The 22,228-nt window shown below is 70.7% G+C and carries 16 protein-coding genes; 14 read left to right on the top strand and 2 right to left on the bottom strand.

Translation table 11 applies throughout. From position 1 onward, the window contains the following. Positions 1 to 134 precede the first annotated feature (134 nt). A complete protein-coding gene (gene uvrA / locus ACYQ8Q_RS12110; RefSeq protein ID WP_460064374.1) occupies positions 135 to 3,134 on the top strand; it encodes an excinuclease ABC subunit UvrA in 3,000 nt (999 codons plus the stop codon). A gap of 89 nt (positions 3,135 to 3,223) precedes the next feature. Here the strand turns inward: uvrA and ACYQ8Q_RS12105 are convergent, their stop codons facing one another. Then, a complete protein-coding gene (locus tag ACYQ8Q_RS12105; protein ID WP_460064372.1) occupies positions 3,224 to 4,150 on the bottom strand; it encodes a carbohydrate kinase family protein in 927 nt (308 codons plus the stop codon). Positions 4,151 to 4,282: 132 nt separating this feature from the next. After that, complete coding sequence (locus tag ACYQ8Q_RS12100; RefSeq protein ID WP_460064370.1) at positions 4,283 to 5,254, bottom strand: hypothetical protein; 972 nt, start codon at positions 5,252 to 5,254, stop codon at positions 4,283 to 4,285. Positions 5,255 to 5,650: 396 nt separating this feature from the next. Here ACYQ8Q_RS12100 and uvrC point away from each other — a divergent pair, with 396 nt between their 5' ends. From uvrC to ACYQ8Q_RS12035, 13 genes are all read left to right on the top strand, one after another. Further along, positions 5,651 to 7,771 carry an excinuclease ABC subunit UvrC gene (gene uvrC / locus ACYQ8Q_RS12095; protein WP_460064368.1) on the top strand — a complete coding sequence of 707 codons (2,121 nt, stop codon included), beginning with the start codon at positions 5,651 to 5,653 and terminating at the stop codon, positions 7,769 to 7,771. Then, positions 7,768 to 8,769, top strand: coding sequence for an RNase adapter RapZ (gene rapZ, locus ACYQ8Q_RS12090; RefSeq protein WP_460064366.1), 1,002 nt, complete (start codon positions 7,768 to 7,770; stop codon positions 8,767 to 8,769). The genes uvrC and rapZ overlap by 4 nt, the downstream gene beginning before the upstream one ends. After that, positions 8,766 to 9,833, top strand: coding sequence for a gluconeogenesis factor YvcK family protein (locus ACYQ8Q_RS12085; protein WP_358987468.1), 1,068 nt, complete (start codon positions 8,766 to 8,768; stop codon positions 9,831 to 9,833). The genes rapZ and ACYQ8Q_RS12085 overlap by 4 nt, the downstream gene beginning before the upstream one ends. Beyond that, complete coding sequence (gene whiA / locus ACYQ8Q_RS12080; RefSeq protein ID WP_055634810.1) at positions 9,824 to 10,813, top strand: DNA-binding protein WhiA; 990 nt, start codon at positions 9,824 to 9,826, stop codon at positions 10,811 to 10,813. The genes ACYQ8Q_RS12085 and whiA overlap by 10 nt, the downstream gene beginning before the upstream one ends. Positions 10,814 to 10,978: 165 nt before the next feature. Continuing rightward, complete coding sequence (locus ACYQ8Q_RS12075; protein WP_460064365.1) at positions 10,979 to 13,933, top strand: M14 family metallopeptidase; 2,955 nt, start codon at positions 10,979 to 10,981, stop codon at positions 13,931 to 13,933. A gap of 228 nt (positions 13,934 to 14,161) precedes the next feature. Continuing rightward, positions 14,162 to 15,172, top strand: a complete 1,011-nt coding sequence (gene gap / locus ACYQ8Q_RS12070) for a type I glyceraldehyde-3-phosphate dehydrogenase (RefSeq protein ID WP_055634811.1) — start codon at positions 14,162 to 14,164, stop codon at positions 15,170 to 15,172. 133 nt (positions 15,173 to 15,305) lie between these two features. Next, positions 15,306 to 16,517, top strand: a complete 1,212-nt coding sequence (locus tag ACYQ8Q_RS12065) for a phosphoglycerate kinase (RefSeq protein ID WP_460064364.1) — start codon at positions 15,306 to 15,308, stop codon at positions 16,515 to 16,517. 5 nt (positions 16,518 to 16,522) lie between these two features. Then, entirely contained in the window at positions 16,523 to 17,299 is a 777-nt protein-coding gene (gene tpiA, locus ACYQ8Q_RS12060; protein WP_460064363.1) for a triose-phosphate isomerase, read from the top strand. A 146-nt stretch (positions 17,300 to 17,445) separates the two neighbouring features. Further along, positions 17,446 to 17,682: a preprotein translocase subunit SecG gene (gene secG / locus ACYQ8Q_RS12055; protein WP_079061483.1), complete on the top strand. Its 237-nt coding sequence runs from the start codon at positions 17,446 to 17,448 to the stop codon at positions 17,680 to 17,682. A 211-nt stretch (positions 17,683 to 17,893) separates the two neighbouring features. Then, positions 17,894 to 18,229 carry an RNA polymerase-binding protein RbpA gene (locus ACYQ8Q_RS12050; protein WP_078649359.1) on the top strand — a complete coding sequence of 112 codons (336 nt, stop codon included), beginning with the start codon at positions 17,894 to 17,896 and terminating at the stop codon, positions 18,227 to 18,229. 121 nt (positions 18,230 to 18,350) lie between these two features. Continuing rightward, a complete protein-coding gene (locus ACYQ8Q_RS12045) occupies positions 18,351 to 19,607 on the top strand; it encodes an MFS transporter (protein WP_460064360.1) in 1,257 nt (418 codons plus the stop codon). Positions 19,608 to 19,680: 73 nt separating this feature from the next. Then, a complete protein-coding gene (pgi, locus tag ACYQ8Q_RS12040; protein WP_460064359.1) occupies positions 19,681 to 21,333 on the top strand; it encodes a glucose-6-phosphate isomerase in 1,653 nt (550 codons plus the stop codon). A gap of 63 nt (positions 21,334 to 21,396) precedes the next feature. Next, positions 21,397 to 22,203: a hypothetical protein gene (locus ACYQ8Q_RS12035; protein WP_460064357.1), complete on the top strand. Its 807-nt coding sequence runs from the start codon at positions 21,397 to 21,399 to the stop codon at positions 22,201 to 22,203. Positions 22,204 to 22,228: the final 25 nt, after the last annotated feature.

Genomic DNA, 22,228 nt, shown 5'->3' with positions numbered 1-22,228 from the left:
GGATGACCGGGGATCGTTGTGAACCGGTGCATCCGGACCGGCGCTGTCAGTGGCTCCCCCTAGTCTGAGAACGACGGGGGCCCCGCCCCTGTCACTCCTCTCCAGCTTCTCCAGCAAGAAAGGTGCGGACCGGCGTGGCCGACCGTCTCATCGTCCGTGGCGCGCGCGAGCACAACCTCAGGAATGTCTCGCTCGACCTGCCGCGCGACTCGCTCATCGTCTTCACGGGCCTGTCGGGGTCGGGCAAGTCCTCGCTGGCCTTCGACACCATCTTCGCCGAGGGGCAGCGGCGGTACGTGGAGTCGCTCTCCTCGTACGCCCGCCAGTTCCTCGGCCAGATGGACAAGCCGGACGTCGACTTCATCGAAGGTCTCTCGCCGGCCGTCTCCATCGACCAGAAGTCGACCTCGCGCAACCCGCGCTCGACGGTCGGCACCATCACCGAGGTCTACGACTACCTGCGTCTGCTCTTCGCGCGCATCGGCAAGCCGCACTGTCCCGAGTGCCGCCGCCCGATCTCCCGCCAGTCGCCGCAGGCCATCGTCGACCGGGTCCTGGAGCTGCCCGAGGGCAGCCGCTTCCAGGTGCTCTCGCCGCTGGTGCGCGAGCGCAAGGGGGAGTTCGTCGACCTCTTCGCCGATCTCCAGACCAAGGGCTACTCCCGTGCGCGCGTGGACGGCGAGACGATCCAGCTCTCCAGCCCGCCCACGCTGAAGAAGCAGGAGAAGCACACCATCGAGGTGGTCGTCGACCGCCTCACGGTCAAGGACTCCGCCAAGCGCCGCCTCACCGACTCCGTGGAGACCGCCCTCGGCCTCTCCGGCGGCATGGTCGTGCTCGACTTCGTCGACCTTGCCGAGGACGACCCCGAGCGCGAGCGCATGTTCTCGGAGCACCTCTACTGCCCGTACGACGACCTGTCCTTCGAGGAGCTGGAGCCCCGCTCCTTCTCCTTCAACTCGCCCTTCGGCGCCTGCCCCGAGTGCACCGGCATCGGCACGCGCATGGAGGTCGACCCCGAGCTGATCGTCCCGGACGAGGACAAGTCCCTCGACGAGGGAGCCATCCACCCCTGGTCGCACGGCCACACCAAGGACTACTTCGGCCGGCTGATCGGCGCCCTCGCGGACGCGCTGGGCTTCAGGACCGACATCCCCTTCGCGGGCCTGCCCCAGCGCGCCAGGAAGGCCCTGCTGTACGGCCACAAGACGCAGATCGAGGTCCGCTACAGGAACCGCTACGGCCGTGAGCGCGTGTACACCACGCCCTTCGAGGGCGCCGTCCCGTTCGTCAAGCGCCGGCACGGCGAGGCCGAGAGCGACGCCAGCCGCGAGCGCTTCGAGGGCTATATGCGCGAGGTGCCCTGCCCCACCTGTCAGGGCACGCGGCTGAAGCCGATCGTCCTCGCGGTCACCGTCATGGAGAAGTCCATCGCCGAGGTCTCCGCGATGTCCATCAGCGACTGCGCGGACTTCCTGGGCGAGCTGAGGCTCAACGCCCGCGACAAGAAGATCGCCGAACGCGTCCTGAAGGAGGTCAACGAACGACTGCGCTTCCTCGTCGACGTCGGCCTCGACTACCTCTCCCTCAACCGCGCGGCCGGCACGCTCTCCGGCGGCGAGGCCCAGCGCATCCGCCTGGCCACCCAGATCGGCTCCGGACTCGTCGGCGTGCTCTACGTCCTCGACGAGCCGTCCATCGGCCTGCACCAGCGCGACAACCACCGGCTCATCGAGACCCTGGTCCGGCTGCGCGACATGGGCAACACGCTCATCGTCGTCGAGCACGACGAGGACACCATCAAGGTCGCCGACTGGATCGTCGACATCGGCCCCGGCGCCGGCGAACACGGCGGCAAGGTCGTGCACAGCGGCTCCCTGAAGGAACTGCTCGCCAACGCGGAGTCGCAGACCGGTCAGTACCTGGCCGGCAAGAAGTCGATCCCGCTGCCGGACATCCGGCGCCCGCGCGACCCCTCCCGGCAGCTCACCGTGCACGGCGCCCGCGAGAACAACCTCCAGGACATCGACGTGTCCTTCCCGCTCGGCGTGTTCACGGCCGTCACCGGTGTCTCCGGCTCCGGCAAGTCGACCCTGGTCAACGACATCCTGTACACCCACCTGGCCCGCGAGCTGAACGGCGCGAGGAACGTCCCGGGACGGCACACCCGCGTGGACGGCGACGACCTCGTCGACAAGGTCGTGCACGTCGACCAGTCGCCCATCGGCCGCACCCCCCGCTCCAACCCGGCCACGTACACCGGTGTCTTCGACCACGTCCGCAAGCTGTTCGCCGAGACCACCGAGGCGAAGGTCCGCGGCTATCTGCCCGGCCGCTTCTCCTTCAACGTCAAGGGCGGCCGCTGCGAGAACTGCGCGGGCGACGGCACCATCAAGATCGAGATGAACTTCCTCCCGGACGTCTACGTCCCGTGCGAGGTCTGCCACGGCGCCCGGTACAACCGGGAGACCCTGGAGGTCCACTACAAGGGCAAGTCCATCGCCGACGTGCTGAACATGCCGATCGAGGAGGCCACGGACTTCTTCGAGGCCGTCCCGGCGATCGCCCGCCACCTCAACACGCTGAAGGACGTCGGGCTCGGCTATGTCCGGCTCGGGCAGTCCGCGACCACCCTCTCCGGCGGTGAGGCCCAGCGCGTCAAGCTCGCCAGCGAGCTCCAGCGCCGCTCCACCGGCCGCACGGTCTACGTCCTGGACGAGCCGACCACGGGCCTGCACTTCGAGGACATCAGCAAGCTCCTCAAGGTCCTCGCCGGACTCGTCGACAAGGGGAACACGGTCATCGTCATCGAGCACAACCTCGATGTGATCAAGACCGCCGACTGGGTCGTCGACATGGGCCCCGAGGGCGGTGCGGGCGGTGGCCTGGTCGTCGCCGAGGGCACACCGGAGGAGGTCGCCGGGGTCCCGGCCAGCCACACCGGCAAGTTCCTGCGCGAGATCCTCGGCGCCGACCGCATCAGTGACGCGGCACCGGTGCAGGCCCCGCGCAAGACCGCGGCCAAGAAGACGGCCGCCGCCAGGACCACCAACAACACGGTCACGAAGAAGGTCCCCGCGACCGCCAAGAAGGCCGCCCCCGCGAAGAGGACGACCCGGGCCCGCAAGGCCTGAGCCGTACGGCGGGCCCACCGGGCCTCACCCTCAGGACGGCGCCCCCGGGATCCTCCCGCGGGGCGCCGCTCGGTGCACGGGCCGTGCCCTCAGTCCCGGACCGCCCGGGCGTCGCCCAGTTCCGAGGCGTACGGCGGTTCCGCGCCCGCCCGGGAGCAGGTGACCGCCGCCGCGCGGGCGGCGAACCCCAGCAGCTGCTGCCAGCCCTCGGCACCCAGCCCCGCCACACCGGCCGGGGACAGGGCGTCCCGCACCGCCAGGCCGTGCAGCAGCGCCGCGTTCACGGTGTCCCCGGCCCCGATGGTGTCCACGACGTCGACCGGCTCGCCCGGGACGGCGTACACGGCGTGGTCCGCGGTGACGACGCTCAGCCCGGCGGCGCCGTGCGTGATCACGACGGCCGAAGGCCCGGCCGACAGCCACTCGTGCGGGGTGCCGCCCAGCCACAGGGCGTCCTCCTCCGAGAGCTTGAGCAGGTTCACCGAGGGCAGCCAGCCCTTGAACCGGGCCCGGTAGGCATCGGCGTCGGGGATCAGCCCCGGCCGGATGTTCGGATCGAGCGCGGTGAACACACCCTGACCGGCCGCGGTCCCCAGCAGCTCCTCGTACGCGCTCGCACCCGGCTCCAGCACGAGCGAACAGGTGCCGAACGACACCGCGCGCGTCCCCGCGGGGAGGGCGGCCGGAGCGGTGAACAGACGGTCGGCGGTCCCTTCGACGTAGAAGGAGTACGCCGCCGAGCCCCCGTCGCCGACCGTGGCGACCGCCAGTGTGGTCGGCTCGGGGCCCCGCTGCACGGCGGAGACGTCCACGCCCGCCCCCCGCAGCCCGCCGAGCAGCGCCTCCCCGAACGCGTCGTACGACACCCGGGAGCAGAAGGCGGTGGGCGACCCCAGCCGGCCGAGGGCGACGGCCGTGTTGAAGGGCCCGCCGCCGAGCGCCGGCTGCAGGGCCGTGAGGGCACCCGTGTCCCGCGGTACCAGGTCGATGAGGGCTTCACCGGCGACGACGATCACGGGGCGGTTCCTTTCGCGGACACTTCGGACTGCTCATGGCTCATGGCATGCCGAGTCTGCCCGCTCCCCGAGGCGGCGCGGGACGAAACGGACGAGTCCGGGCGGTCACCCCCCGTCGAACGCCGCCCCCGCTCACTCCCAGTCCCAGCCGATGCCCACCATCCCCGACCGCACCCGGGGCTCGACGAGGTGGACCGAGCAGTGGCGGAGGCTGAGCGGCAGCTCCTGACGGCCGCCGCGCGGTGCCGCCGCCGAATGCTGGGTGAACCGGTGACAGCGCACGGGCAGCGCCTGTTCGGCGAACCGGATCTGCAGCGCGTACTGGCCGCCCGCCGCGCCGAAACCACGGACGTACTCCCGGCAGACGCCGGCCGTGCCGTCCTCGATGGCGTAGCGGAAGAGAAACGTCTCACCGGCCCGCAGCCGGGTGTCGAACAGCAGCTCGGCCACCAGGACACCGGTGTCGTGATGGCGGCGGACCCGTCCGGCGCGGCAGTTCTCCAGGGCGTGCACGGTCATCCGCTCGGGCGTGCAGCCGGGATCCCCCTGGTGGACGGCGAGGAAGCGGTCGACGCCGTCGCGGTGGGCGCGCACGATGTGCTGCGACTCGCGGCCCAGCAGTTCGCGGCGCGCCCCGATGCGGACGCGCTCGTGGTGGCCCAGGGTGTGCAGCCCACCGTCGAGTGGGCACTCCAGTTCGGCGTGCAGACGTTCAAGGACGCCGGAGGCCTCCAGGACGGAACGGTAGGACCGTCCCGTGGGCTGCCCGGCGGCGGCCGGGGCGCCGGTCGGCGCGCCCGGGTCCTCCAGCAGCCGGATCAGGGACTCGTCCGGGAGGCGGAGGATCTCCTCCAGCGCGCGGACGGCCCGCAGCGACTCCGGACGCTGGGGACGCCGGGCGCCCTGCTGCCAGTAACTCAGACTCGTGACGCCGACCTTGACCCCGTGGCGCGACAGATGGTGCTGGACGCGCTGCAGGGGCAGTCCACGGGCGGCGATCGCGGCACGCAGCGCGACATGGAACGGGCCGCCCCGCAGGACCGTGTCCAGTTCCGCGACGGCGACGTCCTCGGCGGCGTCCGCGTGCTGTGTGGCGTGCGGCATGCAGGGGCCTTTCTGTGAAAGCTCGCGACGGCTGGTCGGACCGCGCGTGAGGGGTCGGGGCTTCCCCGCTGACGCCGGGGGCTCCTTCACATCCGTAAGGCGTCCTTCAGGGCCCCGAGTTCCCCCGCATTGAAGCGTGTTGACCAAGTCCCGACAACACCTGATGTCCGAGTGGCACATGCGTCTGGCCGGTGTCCGCGGCTCGCCCGGTGGAGGGAGATCCCGTGGCGGGGCACCGCCCGGGGCCCGCCACGACCGACGGCGACGGGGGTCCGCCGTACGGGCGGATCATGACCGGCTGTCCGGAAACATCGTTGTCCACAGGGCGGCCGACGGCGGCCCATGGTTGTCCACAGGGCCGTCGGAGTGTCACCCCGCGCCAGTAGGGTGTGAGACATGGCCGACCCCTCCAGCTACCGCCCCAAGCCGGGACAGATCCCGGACTCCCCCGGGGTGTACAGGTTCCGCGACGAGCACCGCCGGGTGATCTACGTCGGAAAGGCGAAGAGCCTGCGCCAGCGCCTGGCGAACTACTTCCAGGACCTCGCGGGCCTGCACCCGCGCACCCGCACGATGGTCACCACGGCCGCGTCGGTGGAGTGGACGGTCGTGTCCACGGAGGTCGAGGCGCTGCAGCTGGAGTACTCCTGGATCAAGGAGTACGACCCCCGGTTCAACGTGAAGTACCGCGACGACAAGAGCTACCCCTACCTCGCGGTGACGATGAACGAGGAGTTCCCGCGCGTGCAGGTGATGCGCGGCCACAAGAAGAAGGGCGTCCGCTACTTCGGGCCGTACGCGCACGCGTGGGCGATCCGTGACACCGTCGACCTGCTGCTGCGCGTCTTCCCCGTGCGCACCTGCTCCGCCGGCGTCTTCAAGAACGCCTCCCGCACCGGCCGCCCCTGTCTGCTCGGCTACATCGGCAAGTGCTCCGCGCCCTGCGTCGGCCGGATCTCCGCCGAGGACCACGGCGAACTGGCCGACGAGTTCTGCGACTTCATGGCCGGCCGCACCGGCACCCACCTCCGCCGTCTGGAGAAGCAGATGACGGAGGCGGCCGAGGAGATGGAGTACGAGCGGGCCGCCCGCCTGCGCGACGACATCGAGGCCCTGAGGAAGGCCATGGAGAAGAACGCGGTCGTGCTGGCGGACGCGACCGACGCCGATCTGATCGCGGTCGCCGAGGACGAGCTGGAGGCGGCGGTCCAGATCTTCCACGTCCGCGGCGGACGGGTGCGCGGCCAGCGCGGCTGGGTCACCGACAAGGTCGAGGAGATCACCACCGGCGCCCTCGTCGAACACGCCCTCCAGCAGCTCTACGGCGAGGAGACCGGCGACGCCGTCCCCAAGGAGGTGCTCGTCCCCGCCCTGCCCGACCCGGTCGAACCCGTCCAGGAATGGCTCACCGTCCGCCGCGGCTCGGGTGTCTCGCTGCGCATCCCGCAGCGCGGCGACAAGCGGGCCCTGATGGAGACCGTGGAGCGCAACGCCCAGCAGGCGCTCGTCCTGCACAAGACCAAGCGCGCCTCCGACCTGACCACGCGCTCGCGTGCCCTGGAGGAGATCGCCGAGGCCCTGGACCTGGACAGCGCCCCGCTGCGGATCGAGTGCTACGACATCTCGCACCTCCAGGGGGACGACGTCGTGGCCTCCATGGTCGTCTTCGAGGACGGCCTGGCCCGCAAGAGCGAGTACCGCCGCTTCCAGATCAAGGGCTTCGAGGGGCAGGACGACGTCCGCTCCATGCACGAGGTGATCACCCGCCGCTTCCGCCGCTACCTCGCGGAGAAGGAGCGCACGGGGGAGTGGACCGACGCCGAGAGCCCCCTCCCCGACGGCACCGAAACCGACGGCACCGAAACCGACGGCGCCATCCTCGTCAACGGCAGGGAAGCCCCCCTCGCCACCGGCCTCAAGGACGACGAAGGCCGCCCCAAGCGCTTCGCCTACCCGCCCCAGCTCGTCGTCGTCGACGGCGGCCGGCCCCAGGTCGCGGCCGCCCGCCGCGCCCTCGACGAGCTGGGCATCGACGACATCGCCGTCTGCGGCCTCGCCAAGCGCCTGGAGGAGGTCTGGCTGCCGCACGACGACGACCCGGTCGTCCTGCCCCGCACCAGCGAGGGCCTCTACCTCCTCCAGCGCGTCCGCGACGAGGCCCACCGCTTCGCGATCACCTACCAGCGCACCAAGCGGGCCAAGCGGCTGCGCTCCGGCCCCCTGGACGACGTACCGGGCCTGGGCGAGACGCGCAAACAGGCGCTCATCAAGCACTTCGGCTCGGTGAAGAAGCTGCGCGCCGCGACCCTCGACCAGATCTGCGAGGTCCCGGGCATAGGCCGCAAGACGGCCGAGACGATCGCCGCGGCCCTCCTCCAGGCGGCTCCGCCCGCCCCCGCCGTGAACACGGCGACCGGAGAGATCATTGAAGACGAGGAACCCGGCACGACGGCGGGTTCCCCCGGAGATCCCGTGACCGCGGGCGCCCCGGAAGAACGACGGGGGCAGGAGACATGACCGAGCACGAGCACGACGCGCACCCCACGGACGAGCGAGACCAGGCGCTGACCGCAGCGCCCCATGAACACGACACAGGTCACGAAGACGGAGCACAGGTGAGTACGGACAGCACGCCGCCCGGGATCCCCGAGGCGGCCATCCCCGAGCTGGTGATCATCTCCGGCATGTCCGGGGCGGGCCGCTCGACGGCAGCCAAGTGTCTGGAGGACCTCGGCTGGTTCGTCGTCGACAACCTCCCGCCCGCCCTGATCCCCACCATGGTGGAGCTGGGCGCCCGCTCCCAGGGCAACGTGGCGCGGATCGCGGTCGTCGTCGACGTCCGCGGCCGCCGCTTCTTCGACAACCTCCGCGAGTCCCTCGCCGACCTGGAGTCCAGGAACGTCACCCGGCGGATCGTCTTCCTGGAGTCCTCCGACGACGCCCTGGTGCGCCGCTTCGAGTCCGTGCGCCGCCCGCACCCGCTCCAGGGCGACGGCCGGATCGTCGACGGCATCGCCGCCGAGCGCGAACTGCTGCGCGAGCTGCGCGGCGACGCCGACCTGGTGATCGACACCTCCAGCCTCAACGTGCACGAGCTGCGCGCCAAGATGGACGCCCAGTTCGCGGGCGAGGAGGAGCCCGAGCTGCGGGCCACCGTCATGTCCTTCGGCTTCAAGTACGGCCTCCCGGTCGACGCCGACCTGGTGGTGGACATGCGCTTCCTGCCCAACCCGCACTGGGTCCCGGAGCTGCGCCCCTACACCGGCCTCAACGACGAGGTCGCCACCTACGTCCTCAACCAGCCCGGCGCGAAGGAGTTCCTCGACCGGTACGCGGAGCTCCTCCAGCTGATCGCCGCGGGCTACCGGCGGGAGGGCAAGCGCTATGTGACCATCGCGGTCGGCTGTACGGGCGGCAAGCACCGTTCGGTCGCGATGTCGGAGAAGCTCGCCGCGCGTCTCGCGGCCGAGGGCGTGGAGACGGTGGTCGTGCACCGGGACATGGGACGGGAATGACAGGACGTACTCCGCGGCTGGGCCGACTGCGCAGGATGCCCCCCGAGGGGCGCGCGAGCCGACCGGTCGAGGCCCGGGGCGCGAGGCCGCGCCGCCGTGGCACCCAGCCCAAGGTCGTCGCGCTGGGCGGCGGGATGGGCCTGTCCGCCTCGCTCGCCGCGCTGCGCCGGATCACCGGTGACCTGACCGCCGTGGTCACCGTCGCCGACGACGGCGGCTCCAGCGGGCGGCTGAGGGACGAGCTGGGCGTGCTGCCGCCCGGCGATCTGCGCAAGGCGCTGGCCGCGCTGTGCGGCGACGACGACTGGGGCCAGACCTGGTCCCGGGTCATCCAGCACCGCTTCCAGTCCCAGGGCGAGATCAACGGCCACGCGGTCGGCAATCTGCTGATCGTCGCCCTGTGGGAGCAGCTCGGCGACCATGTCCAGGCCCTGGACCTGGTCGGCAAGCTGCTGGGAGCGCACGGCCGGGTGCTGCCCATGTCCGCCGTACCGCTGGAGCTCCAGGCCCTGGTCAAGGGGCACGATCCGCGCCGGCCGGAGGACGTCGACACCGTGCGCGGACAGGCGACCGTGGCCCTCACGCCCGGCGAGGTGCAGTCCGTGCATCTCGTGCCGCACGACCCGCCCGCCGTCCCCGAGGCGGTGGCGGCGGTGCTGGACGCGGACTGGGTGGTCCTCGGCCCAGGGTCCTGGTTCTCCTCGGTCATCCCGCACCTTCTCGTGCCCGAACTGCTGGACGCCCTCATCGAGACCAAGGCGCGCCGGGTACTCTCGCTGAACCTCGCGCCGCAGCCCGGAGAAACCGACGGCTTCTCCCCGCAGCGTCATTTGGAGGTTTTGGGACGACACGCCCCTAAACTCGCCCTGGACGTGGTGCTGGCCGACGAGGCCGCCGTGCCCGACCGCGACTCCCTGACCGATGCCGCCACCCGGTTCGGGGCCGCTGTCGAGCTGGCGAAGGTGGCCCGGACCGACGGAACGCCCCGGCATGACCCGGAGCTCCTCGCCGCCGCGTACGACCGTATTTTTCGGATGCATGGAAGGATCGGCCCATGGCGATGACGGCAGCGGTGAAGGACGAGATCTCCCGGCTCCCCGTCACCCGGACCTGCTGCAGAAAGGCGGAGGTCTCCGCCGTGCTGCGGTTCGCCGGCGGCCTGCACCTGGTGAGCGGCCGCATCGTGATCGAGGCGGAGCTGGACACGGCGATGGCGGCCCGCCGGCTCAAGCGGGACATCCTCGAGATCTTCGGCCACAGCTCTGAACTGATCGTGATGGCCCCGGGCGGTCTGCGCCGCGGCTCGCGCTATGTCGTGCGCGTGGTCGCCGGCGGGGACCAGCTGGCCCGCCAGACCGGTCTGGTCGACGGGCGCGGGCGACCGATCCGCGGGCTTCCCCCGCAGGTGGTCTCCGGCGCGACCTGTGACGCCGAGGCGGCCTGGCGCGGGGCGTTCCTGGCGCACGGCTCGCTCACCGAGCCCGGCCGCTCCTCCTCCCTGGAGGTGACCTGCCCGGGTCCCGAGGCAGCGCTCGCGCTGGTCGGCGCGGCACGTCGGCTGTCGATCGCCGCGAAGGCCCGCGAGGTGCGCGGGGTGGACCGGGTGGTCGTGCGGGACGGCGACGCGATCGGTGCGCTGCTGACCCGCCTCGGCGCGCACGAGTCGGTGCTGGCCTGGGAGGAGCGCCGGATGCGCCGCGAGGTGCGGGCCACGGCGAACCGGCTCGCCAACTTCGACGACGCGAACCTGCGCCGTTCCGCCCGGGCGGCCGTGGCCGCCGGGGCCCGGGTGCAGCGCGCCCTGGAGATCCTCGCCGACGAGGTGCCCGAGCATCTCGCGGCGGCCGGCCGGCTGCGCATGGAGCACAAGCAGGCCTCGCTGGAGGAGCTGGGCGCGCTCGCCGACCCGCCGCTGACCAAGGACGCGGTCGCCGGCCGGATCCGCCGTCTGCTGGCGATGGCCGACAAGCGCGCCTCCGACCTCGGCATCCCGGGCACGGAGGCCAACCTCAGCGAGGAGCTGGCCGACAACCTCGTGGGCTGACGGACGCTCAGAACGCTTTACGGCGTTCTCGGGACGCCGGTGGTGTGACCCAATAGGGTGATATCACCGGCGTTTTGCTGTCCTTGAGGCGCCCTTGACTGGATCATGAACTGTCATGAGCCTGGCAGAGTTCGCTGCTGTGGCGAACCTACGCAAGGGGGGTTCATGAGACGTAGAGCGAGATCGATCCTCGCCGTCGGCGCACTCCTGCTCGGCGGAGCGGCACTCGCGCCCATCGCCCAGGCACAGCCCGCATCCACCGCGAAACCCGACCCGGACGAGGTCAAGGTGTTCCGGGCCGAGGTCACCAAGAAGCAGGTACCCCTGCTGCTGGCGGCCGGCCAGGACGGGCACGAACTCGGTGAGCAGGCGCCCGAGAAGGGCACCGCCACCGTCGAGGTCTACCTCACCGACAAGCAGGCGGCCAAGCTCGAGAAGCAGGGCGTCGCGCTCACCGAGCACACACTTTCGGCCAAGGCCGAGAAGCGTGTGGAGGCGGCCTCCGACGGGGTGTTCCGCCCCTACGGCGGCAGCGGCGGCCTGAAGGAGGAGATCCTCCGCACCGGGCAGCAGAACCCGGGCCTGACCAAGGTCGTCTCCCTCGGCAAGACGGTGGGCGGCCAGGACATCCTCGCGCTCAAACTGACCAAGGACGCGAAGAAGGCCAAGGACGGCTCCAAGCCCTCGGTGCTGTACATGTCCAACCAGCACGCCCGTGAGTGGATCACGCCCGAGATGACCCGTCGGCTGATGCACTACTACCTGGACAACTATCGGACCGACAAACGCGTCAAGAAGATCGTCGACTCCACCGAGCTGTGGTTCGTCCTGTCGGCCAACCCCGACGGCTACGACTACACCTTCCAGAGCACCGACAACCGCCTGTGGCGCAAGAACCTGCGGGACGTCAACGGCGACGGCGCGATCTCCACCGGCGACGGCGTCGACCTCAACCGCAACTTCCCCTACAAGTGGGGCTACGACGACGAGGGTTCGTCCCCCAACCCCACCAGCCAGACCTACCGCGGCGCGAGTGCCGGCTCCGAGCCCGAGACCAAGGCGCTCGACGCCTTCGAGAAGCGGATCGGGTTCACGTACGGCATCAACTACCACTCCGCCGCCGAACTGCTGCTCTACGGCGTCGGCTGGCAGGTCGCCACCGACACCCCGGACGACGTCCTCTACAAGACGCTCGCCGGCACCCCCGACAACTCCGCGATCCCGGGCTACCACCCGCAGGTGTCCTCGGAGCTGTACACCACCAACGGCGAGGCGGACGGCCACGCGGCGAACGTCAACGGCACGGCGATGTTCACCCCGGAGATGTCGACCTGCCAGACCGCGTCGAACATCGATCCGAACGACCAGTGGAACGCCTCCGACTGCCAGTCGGTCTTCAACTTCCCCGACGACGAGAAGCTGATCCAGCAGGAGTTCACCAAGAACATCCCGTTCGCGCTCTCCGTCGCCGACTCCGCCGCCCGCCCGGACCAGCCGAAGTCCTCGGTCGGCCTGAGCGCCGCCGACTTCACCCCGGCCCCGTTCACCACCTCGTACGCGCGCGGCGCGGACCAGCAGGTCTCCGTCGTCGCACGGAAGGCGCTGCGCGACAAGAAGCTCACCTACCGCGTCAACGGCGGCCGTACGCAGTCCCGGGCGCTCAAGGCCTGGAAGGGCGGAGAGACCTACGGCGGGGACGACAACCTGTACTTCGACGAGTACCGGGCCAAGGTGCGGGGCGGCAAGCCCGGCGACAAGGTCGAGGTGTGGTTCACCGGCGCCACCAAGGCCGGCAAGAAGGTCTCCAGCGCGCACTTCACCTACACGGTCGCCGCACGGCCCCAGGCCGACACGCTGGTCGTCGCCGAGGAGGGCGCGGCCGCCACACAGGCGCAGACCTACGTCGACGCCCTGAAGGCCAACGGCCGCAAGGCCCTCGTCTGGGACGTCGCCACCCAGGGCGTGCCCGACGCGCTCGGCGTGCTGAGCCACTTCAGGACCGTCGTCCACTACACGGGTGCGAGCACCCCCGGCAACCCGACCCAGCTCGCACTGCGCGCCTTCCTCAACGAGGGCGGCAAGCTGATCGAGGCGGGCGAGCTGGCCGGCGGCACGGTCGACCTCGGGGACGGCACCCCGTCCGACGACTTCAGCCAGTACTACCTGGGCGCCTACTCCCGTACGTCGACCCCCGGGGCCACCGGCTTCACCGGCTCCGGCGCGCTCGCGGGCGCCGGCGGGGCCCTCGGCGCCGCCCCCGGCAACCCGCTGGACAAGGCCGGCACCTACGGGGTCACCTCCGACGAACTGCCGGCCGCCACGTATCCGCAGTTCGCCGGCGCCGGCGCCGGGCAGTTCTCCGGGACGGTCAACCCGTACGGCCCGTACGCGGGCTCGTACATGGCCGCCGCGGTGCACACCGACGACGCCTACAAGCGCCTCACCCGCACCATCGACCTCAGCGGTGTCGCCGCGGGCACCCTGCCCACCCTGCGCACCCGGCTGCTGTGGGACACCGAGCCCGGCTACGACAACGCGATCGTCGAGGTCCGCACCGTCGGCGCCGACGACTGGACCACGCTCCCCGAGAAGGGCGGCGCGACCAGCACCACGGTCCCCGCGGAGTGCGGCGCCGGCTTCTACATCGCCGACCACCCGTGGCTCAAGCACTACCTGACCCTCGGGAACAACGCCTGCACCGCGACCGGCACCACCGGCTCCTGGAACGCCCTCACCGGCGCCTCCAACGGCTGGCAGCAGGTCTCCTTCGACCTCAGCGCCTACGCGGGCAGGAGCATCGAGGTCTCGATCAGCTATGTCACCGACCCCGGCAGCGGCGGCCACGGCGTCCTCGCCGACGACGCCTCGCTCGTGATCGGCGACACGGCCACCGAGACCGAGGGCTTCGAGACCTCGCTCGGCGCCTGGCGGGCCGCCGGTCCGCCCGCGGGCAGCCCCGCCGTCCTGAAGGACTGGACCCGCACCGGAACGCTGTTCCAGACGTACGGCGCGGTCACCACCGACGACACCGTGCTGCTCGGCTTCGGCCTGGAGCACCTGACCTCCGCGGCGGACCGTAAAACGCTCATCGGAAAGGCCCTCGCATCACTTGATCAGTGACACACCGGTTCATGGTGTTCCACGCACCGTGACGGAATAAGGGCGCAAAACGCCTCAGGCCTGGGCGGTCCGTACCCCTACTGGCGGGTACGGACCGTCCTGCCGTGTATGGGCGAAGTCGATGTCACCGACGGGGCCTCGGAGAGGTAGGGTCGTAGGCGGTCGGGGACATCCCAAATACAGCTCGCCGGCACCGCATGGCCGGCGTACCAACGAGGAGATCGGTTCGTGACGATCCGCGTAGGCATCAACGGCTTTGGCCGCATCGGTCGTAACTACTTCCGCGCGCTGCTGGAGCAGGGTGCTGACATCGAGATCGTGGCTGTCAACGACCTGGGTGACACCGCGACCACCGCTCACCTGCTCAAGTACGACACCATCCTGGGCCGCCTCAAGGCCGAGGTGTCGCACACCGCCGACACGATCACCGTCGACGGCCACACCATCAAGGTCCTGTCCGAGCGCAACCCCGCCGACATCCCGTGGGGCGAGCTCGGCGTCGACATCGTCATCGAGTCGACCGGCATCTTCACCAAGAAGGCCGACGCCGCCAAGCACCTCGCCGGCGGCGCCAAGAAGGTCCTCATCTCGGCTCCGGCCAAGGACGAGGACATCACCATCGTGATGGGCGTCAACCAGGACAAGTACGACCCGGCGAACCACCACGTCATCTCCAACGCCTCCTGCACCACCAACTGTGTGGCGCCGATGGCCAAGGTCCTCGACGAGAACTTCGGCATCGTCAAGGGTCTGATGACGACGGTCCACGCGTACACCAACGACCAGCGCATCCTGGACTTCCCGCACTCGGACCTGCGCCGCGCCCGCGCCGCCGCCGAGAACATCATCCCGACCACGACGGGCGCCGCGAAGGCCACCGCCCTGGTCCTCCCGCAGCTCAAGGGCAAGCTGGACGGCATCGCCATGCGCGTCCCGGTCCCGACCGGCTCGGCCACCGACCTCGTGGTCACCCTCCAGCGCGAGGTCACCAAGGACGAGGTCAACGCCGCGTTCAAGAAGGCCTCCGAGGACGGCGACCTCAAGGGCTACCTGGCCTACACCGAGGACGAGATCGTCTCCTCGGACATCGTCAGCGACCCCGCCTCCTGCACCTTCGACTCCTCCCTGACCATGGTCCAGGAGGGCAACACGGTGAAGATCCTCGGCTGGTACGACAACGAGTGGGGCTACTCCAACCGCCTCGTCGACCTGACGGTCTTCGTCGGCGGCCAGCTCTGATCGTCGGATCAGGCACCACGGTGTGAACGCAGGGCCCGGGCGGCGCAGGGACGCGCCGCCCGGGCCCTGAGTCACGTGCAGAACCGCCCTGTCTACGATCACGGAGCATCACCAGCCCTCGGGAGCCCTTTTCATGAAGACGATCGACGAACTCCTCGCCGAAGGAGTGGCCGGCCGGCGGGTCTTCGTCCGCGCCGACCTCAACGTGCCGCTGGACGGCACCACCATCACCGACGACGGCCGCATCCGCGCCGTCCTGCCGACCGTCAAGGCCCTCGCCGAGGCGGGCGCCAGGGTCGTCGTCGCCTCCCACCTGGGCCGCCCCAAGGGCGCCCCGGACCCGGCGTTCTCGCTCGCCCCCGCCGCCGCCCGGCTCGGTGAACTCCTCGGCTCCGCCGTGGCCTTCGCGACCGACACCGTCGGCGACTCCGCCCAGGAGACCGTCGCCGGCCTCGCCGACGGCCGGGTCGCCGTCATCGAGAACCTCCGCTTCAACGCGGGCGAGACCTCCAAGGACGACGTCGAGCGCGGCGCCTTCGCCGACGAGCTCGCCCGGCTCGCGGACGTCTACGTCGGCGACGGCTTCGGCGCCGTGCACCGCAAGCACGCCTCCGTCTACGACCTCCCGGCCAGGCTGCCGCACTACGCCGGCCACCTCATCGCCACCGAGGTCGGCGTCCTGAAGAAGCTCACCGACGAGGTCCGGCGCCCCTACGTGGTCGTGCTCGGCGGCGCCAAGGTCTCCGACAAGCTCGCCGTCATCGACGAGCTGCTGGGCAGGGCCGACCGCATCCTCATCGGCGGCGGCATGGCGTTCACCTTCCTCAAGGCCAAGGGCCACGAGGTCGGCGCCTCCCTCCTCCAGGAGGACCAGATCCCCGCGGTCCTGGAGTACATCGAGCGCGCCGAGAAGACCGGCGTCGAGCTGGTCCTGCCGGTCGACGCGGTGGTCGCCCCCGCCTTCCCCGACCTCAAGACCAAGGCCCCGGCCGACGCCACCACCGTCGCCGCGGACGCCATCCCGGCCGACCGGATGGGCCTGGACATCGGCCCGGCGTCCGGCGAGCTGTACGCCTCGAAGATCACCGACGCCGCCACCGTCTTCTGGAACGGCCCGATGGGCGTCTTCGAACACCCCGAATTCGCCGAGGGCACCAAGTCGGTCGCCCAGGCGCTCCTCGACTCCTCGGCCTTCACGGTCGTCGGCGGCGGCGACTCCGCCGCGGCCGTCCGCATCCTGGGCTTCGACGAGAACGCCTTCGGCCACATCTCGACCGGCGGCGGCGCCTCCCTCGAATACCTCGAGGGCAAGACGCTCCCCGGCCTCGCCGCACTGGAGGACTGACCCTAATGAGCACGCGCACGCCGATCATGGCGGGCAACTGGAAGATGAACCTCAACCACCTCGAGGCCATCGCGCACACCCAGAAGCTCGCCTTCGCCCTGTCCGACAAGGACTACGAGGCCGTCGAGGTCGCCGTCCTGCCGCCCTTCACCGACCTGCGCTCCGTGCAGACCCTGGTCGAGGGCGACAAGCTCGCCATCAAGTACGGCGCCCAGGACATCTCGGCCCATGAGTCCGGCGCCTACACCGGCGAGATCTCCGGACCCATGCTCGCCAAGCTGAAGTGCACGTACGTGGCGATCGGCCACTCCGAGCGCCGCCAGTACCACGCCGAGACCGACGAGCAGGTCAACGCCAAGGCCAAGGCCGCCTTCAAGCACGGCCTCACCCCGATCCTGTGCGTCGGAGAGGAGCTGGAGGTCCGTGAGGCGGGCAACCACGTCTCCCACACCCTCGCCCAGGTCGAGGGCGGTCTGAAGGGCATCCCGGCCGACCAGGCCGAGACCGTCGTGATCGCCTACGAGCCCGTCTGGGCCATCGGCACCGGCAAGGTCTGCGGCGCCGGGGACGCCCAGGAGGTCTGCGCCGCCATCCGCGGCAGGATCGCCGAGCTGTACGACCAGGAGCTGGCCGACAAGGTCCGCATCCAGTACGGCGGCTCCGTCAAGGCCGGCAACGTCGCCGAGATCATGGCGCAGGCCGACATCGACGGCGCGCTGGTCGGCGGCGCCTCGCTGGACGCCGACGAGTTCGTCAAGATCGTGCGCTTCCGCGACCAGTGATTCGACCGGTGAGCCGAGCTGTGAGTAGGCGGTAGCGGCGATCCGTCGTACCCTTGCGGGGGCATGGCCCTGGTGCCGTGCCCCCGTCGTTACTCGACTGTCGTTGTCCGACTGTCGTTATCCGATCCGAGGAAGTTGGTCCAGCCGTGGTTTTGGGGTTCTCGATCGCCCTGATCGTCTTCAGCCTGCTGCTGATGCTGCTGGTGCTGATGCACAAGGGGAAGGGCGGCGGCCTCTCCGACATGTTCGGTGGCGGCATGCAGTCCTCCGTCGGCGGCTCCTCGGTCGCCGAGCGCAACCTCGACCGCATCACCGTGGTGATCGGTGTGCTCTGGTTCGCGTGCATCATCGTCCTGGGCATGCTGATGAAGACGAGCAGCTGATCAGCCTCTCACAGGCACGCACAATCCGTACGTAAGGCCCCATGTTCGGTACGCGCAGCTGAGCGCGGCCTATCATGGGGCTTGCGTCTAGGTGCGGGAGCTGTAACTCCAATCACTGGACGCGCGTTGGGCCTTACGTAGACTGAGGCGCTCGCAGCGAAGCGAAAACGCCGACTCGCTTTGCGGCACCATCACGCAGGGAGTTACGACCGTGGCAAGTGGCAACGCGATCCGAGGAAGCCGGGTCGGGGCGGGGCCGATGGGCGAGGCCGAGCGGGGCGAGTCCGCGCCCCGTCTGCGCATCTCCTTCTGGTGCTCCAACGGGCACGAGACGCAGCCCAGCTTCGCCAGCGACGCGCAGGTTCCCGACACCTGGGACTGCCCGCGCTGCGGCTTCCCGGCCGGACAGGACCGGGAGAACCCCCCGGACCCGCCGCGCACCGAGCCCTACAAGACGCACCTCGCCTATGTGCGGGAGCGGCGCAGCGACGCGGACGGCGAGGCGATCCTCGCCGAGGCGCTCGCGAAACTGCGGGGCGAGATCTAGGAGTTGACACCGGCCGGGTGCCCGACAGGCGCCTGGCCGGACCCGTTGTCAGTGGTCTCCTCTACGGTTTTCTCATGGGTTCCCGTTCTCCGCGGTGACCCGGGGAACCGGAGGGGGAGTCATGACGGGGGAGGTGCGGGCGCCCGCATGGCGCGGCGGTTTCGGACGGCTGTGGAGCGCCGCCGTGATCTCCCGCTTCGGGGACGCGCTGCGGACCACCGCCCTGCCGCTGCTCGCCGTGCGGCTCACGGACGAGCCGCTGGCCGTCGCCTCCGTCACCGCCTGCGCCCAGCTCCCCTGGCTGCTCTTCGGCCTGGTCGGCGGGGCCGTCGCCGACCGGGTGGACCAGCGGCGCGCGATGTGGGCCGTCGACACCGTACGGGGACTGCTCGTCGCCGCCTTCGCTCTCGCCGTGGGCCTCGGCCACGCCTCCGTCCCGCTGCTGCTCGCCCTCGCCTTCCTGCTGACCACCCTCCAGACCCTCTTCGACAACGCCGCCACGGCCCTGCTGCCCTCCCTGGTGCCCCGCGCGGCCCTCGGCGGCGCCAACGCCCGGCTGATGACCGGCCAGCAACTGGCCGGCGGCCTGCTGGCCGGACCCTTCGTCCCCCTGCTGCTGGGCGTCGGCGCCTTCCTGCCGTTCGCCGCCGACGCGGGCACCTATCTGCTGGCCGCCGCCCTGGTCGCCTCCTTGCGGACCCGGCCGCCCGAGCGCGAGCCGCGCCCCTCGGGCAGCACCCTGCGCAAGGACATCGGCGACGGACTGCGCCACCTCTGGCAGGACCGCGTCCTGCGCGCGATCTGTTCGGCCACCCTCCTGTGCAACATCGGCATGGGCGCCCTCATCGCCACCCTGGTCCTGCACGTGACGCGCTGGCTGCACGCGGACAGCACCGGATACGCCGCCGCCATGACGGCCTACGCCCTCGGCGGCCTGGCCGGCGGCCTGGTCGCCCAGCGGATCGCGCTGCGCACCGGCCGGGCGCGCGCCCTGCTGCTCGCCGGCGCCGTCCAGACCGCCGCCCTGCTGCTCCTGGGCACCGTCCGCAGCCTCGGCGCGCTCCTCGCCGGCATGCTGCTGCTCGGGACCATGACCATGGTGTGGAACGTCAACCAGGTCACCCTGATCCAGCAGCGCAGCCCCGAGCACATGACCGGCCGGATCGCCTCGGCGTTCCGGACGGCGTCCACGTCCGGCGCGCCGACCGGCGCGCTCCTCGGCGGAGCCGCCGCCGACGCCCTCGGGCTGAACACTCCGGCGCTGCTCGCGGCCGTGCTCTTCGCCCTCGCGGTCGCCGCGTTGATACCCGCGGGCCGGGCTGACGTACCTGTTGTTGTCCCGCGGGACGGTTCCGCGTCCGCTCGCGTGACGCGCTGATCAACTAGGTTGGAACCGGCGGGGCACCACGTGCACAGCAGCACGGACAGGCAAGGAAGGGCTGAAGTCCGACATGAACGCAGACGGCCGTACGAGGCTCAACCAGACGCCCGAGTGGACGGCTCTGGCCAAGCACCGGGAGGAACTCGGCGAGGTACAGCTGCGCGAGCTGTTCGCCGCCGACCCCGAGCGCGGCAGCGGATACACCCTGCAGGTCGGCGACCTGCACATCGACTACTCCAAGCACCTCGTCACCGACGAGACGCTCAGGCTGCTGCGGGAACTGGCCGCGGCAGCCGACGTCTTCGGCCTGCGGGACGCCATGTTCCGTGGCGAGAAGATCAACACCACCGAGGACCGCGCGGTCCTGCACACCGCGCTGCGCGCCCCGGCCGACGCGGTGATCGAGGTCGACGGGGAGAACGTCGTGCCTCACGTGCACGCCGTGCTCGCGAAGATGGGCGACTTCGCCGACCGGGTCCGCTCCGGGGCCTGGACCGGCCACACCGGCCGGCGCATCCGCAACGTGGTCAACATCGGCATCGGCGGCTCCGACCTCGGCCCGGCCATGGCCTTCGAGGTGCTGCGCAGCTACACCGACCGCGACCTCACGGTCCGTTTCGTGTCGAACGTCGACGGCGCCGACCTGCACGAGGCCACCCGCGACCTGGACCCGGCCGAGACGCTGTTCATCATCGCGTCCAAGACGTTCACCACGATCGAGACGATCACCAACGCCACCTCGGCCCGCACCTGGCTCCTCGACGGCCTCGACGGCGAGGCGAAGGCGGTCGCACGGCACTTCGTGGCGCTGTCGACCAACGCCGAGAAGGTCGCGGACTTCGGCATCGACACGGCCAACATGTTCGAGTTCTGGGACTGGGTCGGCGGCCGCTACTCCTACGACTCCGCCATCGGCCTCTCCCTGATGATCGCCATTGGCCCGGACCGCTTCCGCGAGATGCTCGACGGCTTCCACCTCGTCGACCAGCACTTCCGCACCGCCCCCGCCGAGTCCAACGTGCCGCTGCTGCTCGGCCTGCTGGGCATCTGGTACGGCAACTTCCACGACGCCCAGTCCCACGCCGTCCTGCCCTACAGCCACTACCTGTCGAAGTTCGCCGCCTACCTCCAGCAGCTGGACATGGAGTCGAACGGCAAGTACGTCGGCCGGGACGGCAAGGAGGTCGACTGGCAGACCGGCCCGGTCGTCTGGGGCACGCCCGGCACCAACGGGCAGCACGCCTACTACCAGTTGATCCACCAGGGCACCAGGCTGATCCCCGCGGACTTCATCGGCTTCGCCCGCCCGGTGGACGAGCTGAGCGGTGAACTGAAGGCCCAGCACGATCTGTTGATGGCGAACTTCTTCGCCCAGACCCAGGCGCTGGCCTTCGGCAAGACGCCCGAGGAGGTGCGCGCGGAGGGGGTGCCGGAGGAGCTGGTGGCCCACAAGACGTTCAAGGGCAACCACCCGACGACCACCGTCCTCGCCGCGGAGCTGACCCCGTCGGTCCTCGGCCAGCTCGTCGCCCTCTACGAGCACAAGGTGTTCGTGCAGGGGGCCGTGTGGAACATCGACTCCTTCGACCAGTGGGGCGTGGAGCTCGGCAAGGTCCTCGCCAAGCGCGTCGAACCCGCGCTGACGGAGGGCGCGGACGTCCCCGGCCTGGACGCCTCCACCCGCGCACTCGTGGCCAAGTATCGCGAACTGCGCGGCAGTTAACCGACAACATCCCGTGTGTAGACTCCCGGGCGGTCAGGAACACGATCGCTCGGGGGCCGTCACGTGGGCAGCGCACACCGCAGGAACTGGACCGACGGCAGTCTGACGGCCGGCTCCTTCCTGAAGCCCCATCGCGTGGCACGGGCCGTGTTCCACCCGTCGTGGATCCCGGAGTCCCTGGACCCGACCGTGGAGCGGCTCAAGCGTGCCAGGGTCGTGATGGGGGCGGTCGCGGCCCTCGGCGTCTACTCCTTCGCCGCGGGCGGGTTCGCCTTCGACGAGCTGCTGAGGAACGCGGCGATCGCGTCGCTGGTGCTGCTCTGCATCACCCCGCTCACGGTCGGCGTGATGCTTCTGGTGTGGCGGCGCGGGGGCCCCGTGCGCCGGCTGAGAACGCGGCTCCTCGACTCGCTCAAGCTGCTGGCACTCTTCATCGCCGCGGTGTTCGCCGCCCTCGGGCTGTTCGCCGCCGGGGACATGCTCGGGACCGTCCCGAAGATCGTCCTGAGTGCCCTCGGCCTGTGGACGGCGTTCTTCGTGATCGCGGGAGCGGTCCGGCTCACCGGCAACTTCTTCGGCACCGCCGCCGTCCACCGGTGCCTGCCGCCCCTGCTCGCCACCGTGACGACCTGGCTGATGGCCGTCCCCGACCTCGTCACCAGCGACCTGCACGGCCTGGGCCTGGGCCTGGGCGTCGCCTTCATCCTGGGCGCACCGGTGACGGTCACGGCGATCGCCTTGCTGGAGGCCCGTCGCCTCCGGAAGCGCTACGGCATCCGCCTGACGGTCCACCCGGCCCACCTGGCCCCGCGGCCGACGCCGACGACCGTGCCGTACGCCCACAACGCACAGAACCCGTACGGCGGTTGACCGTACGGGTTCCGTGAGCGCGGCA

It is taken from the genome of Streptomyces sp. YKOK-I1 (assembly GCF_054660435.1).
Note: the sequence above shows the minus strand (reverse complement) of the source record. Positions and strands in the feature narration are given on the sequence as shown.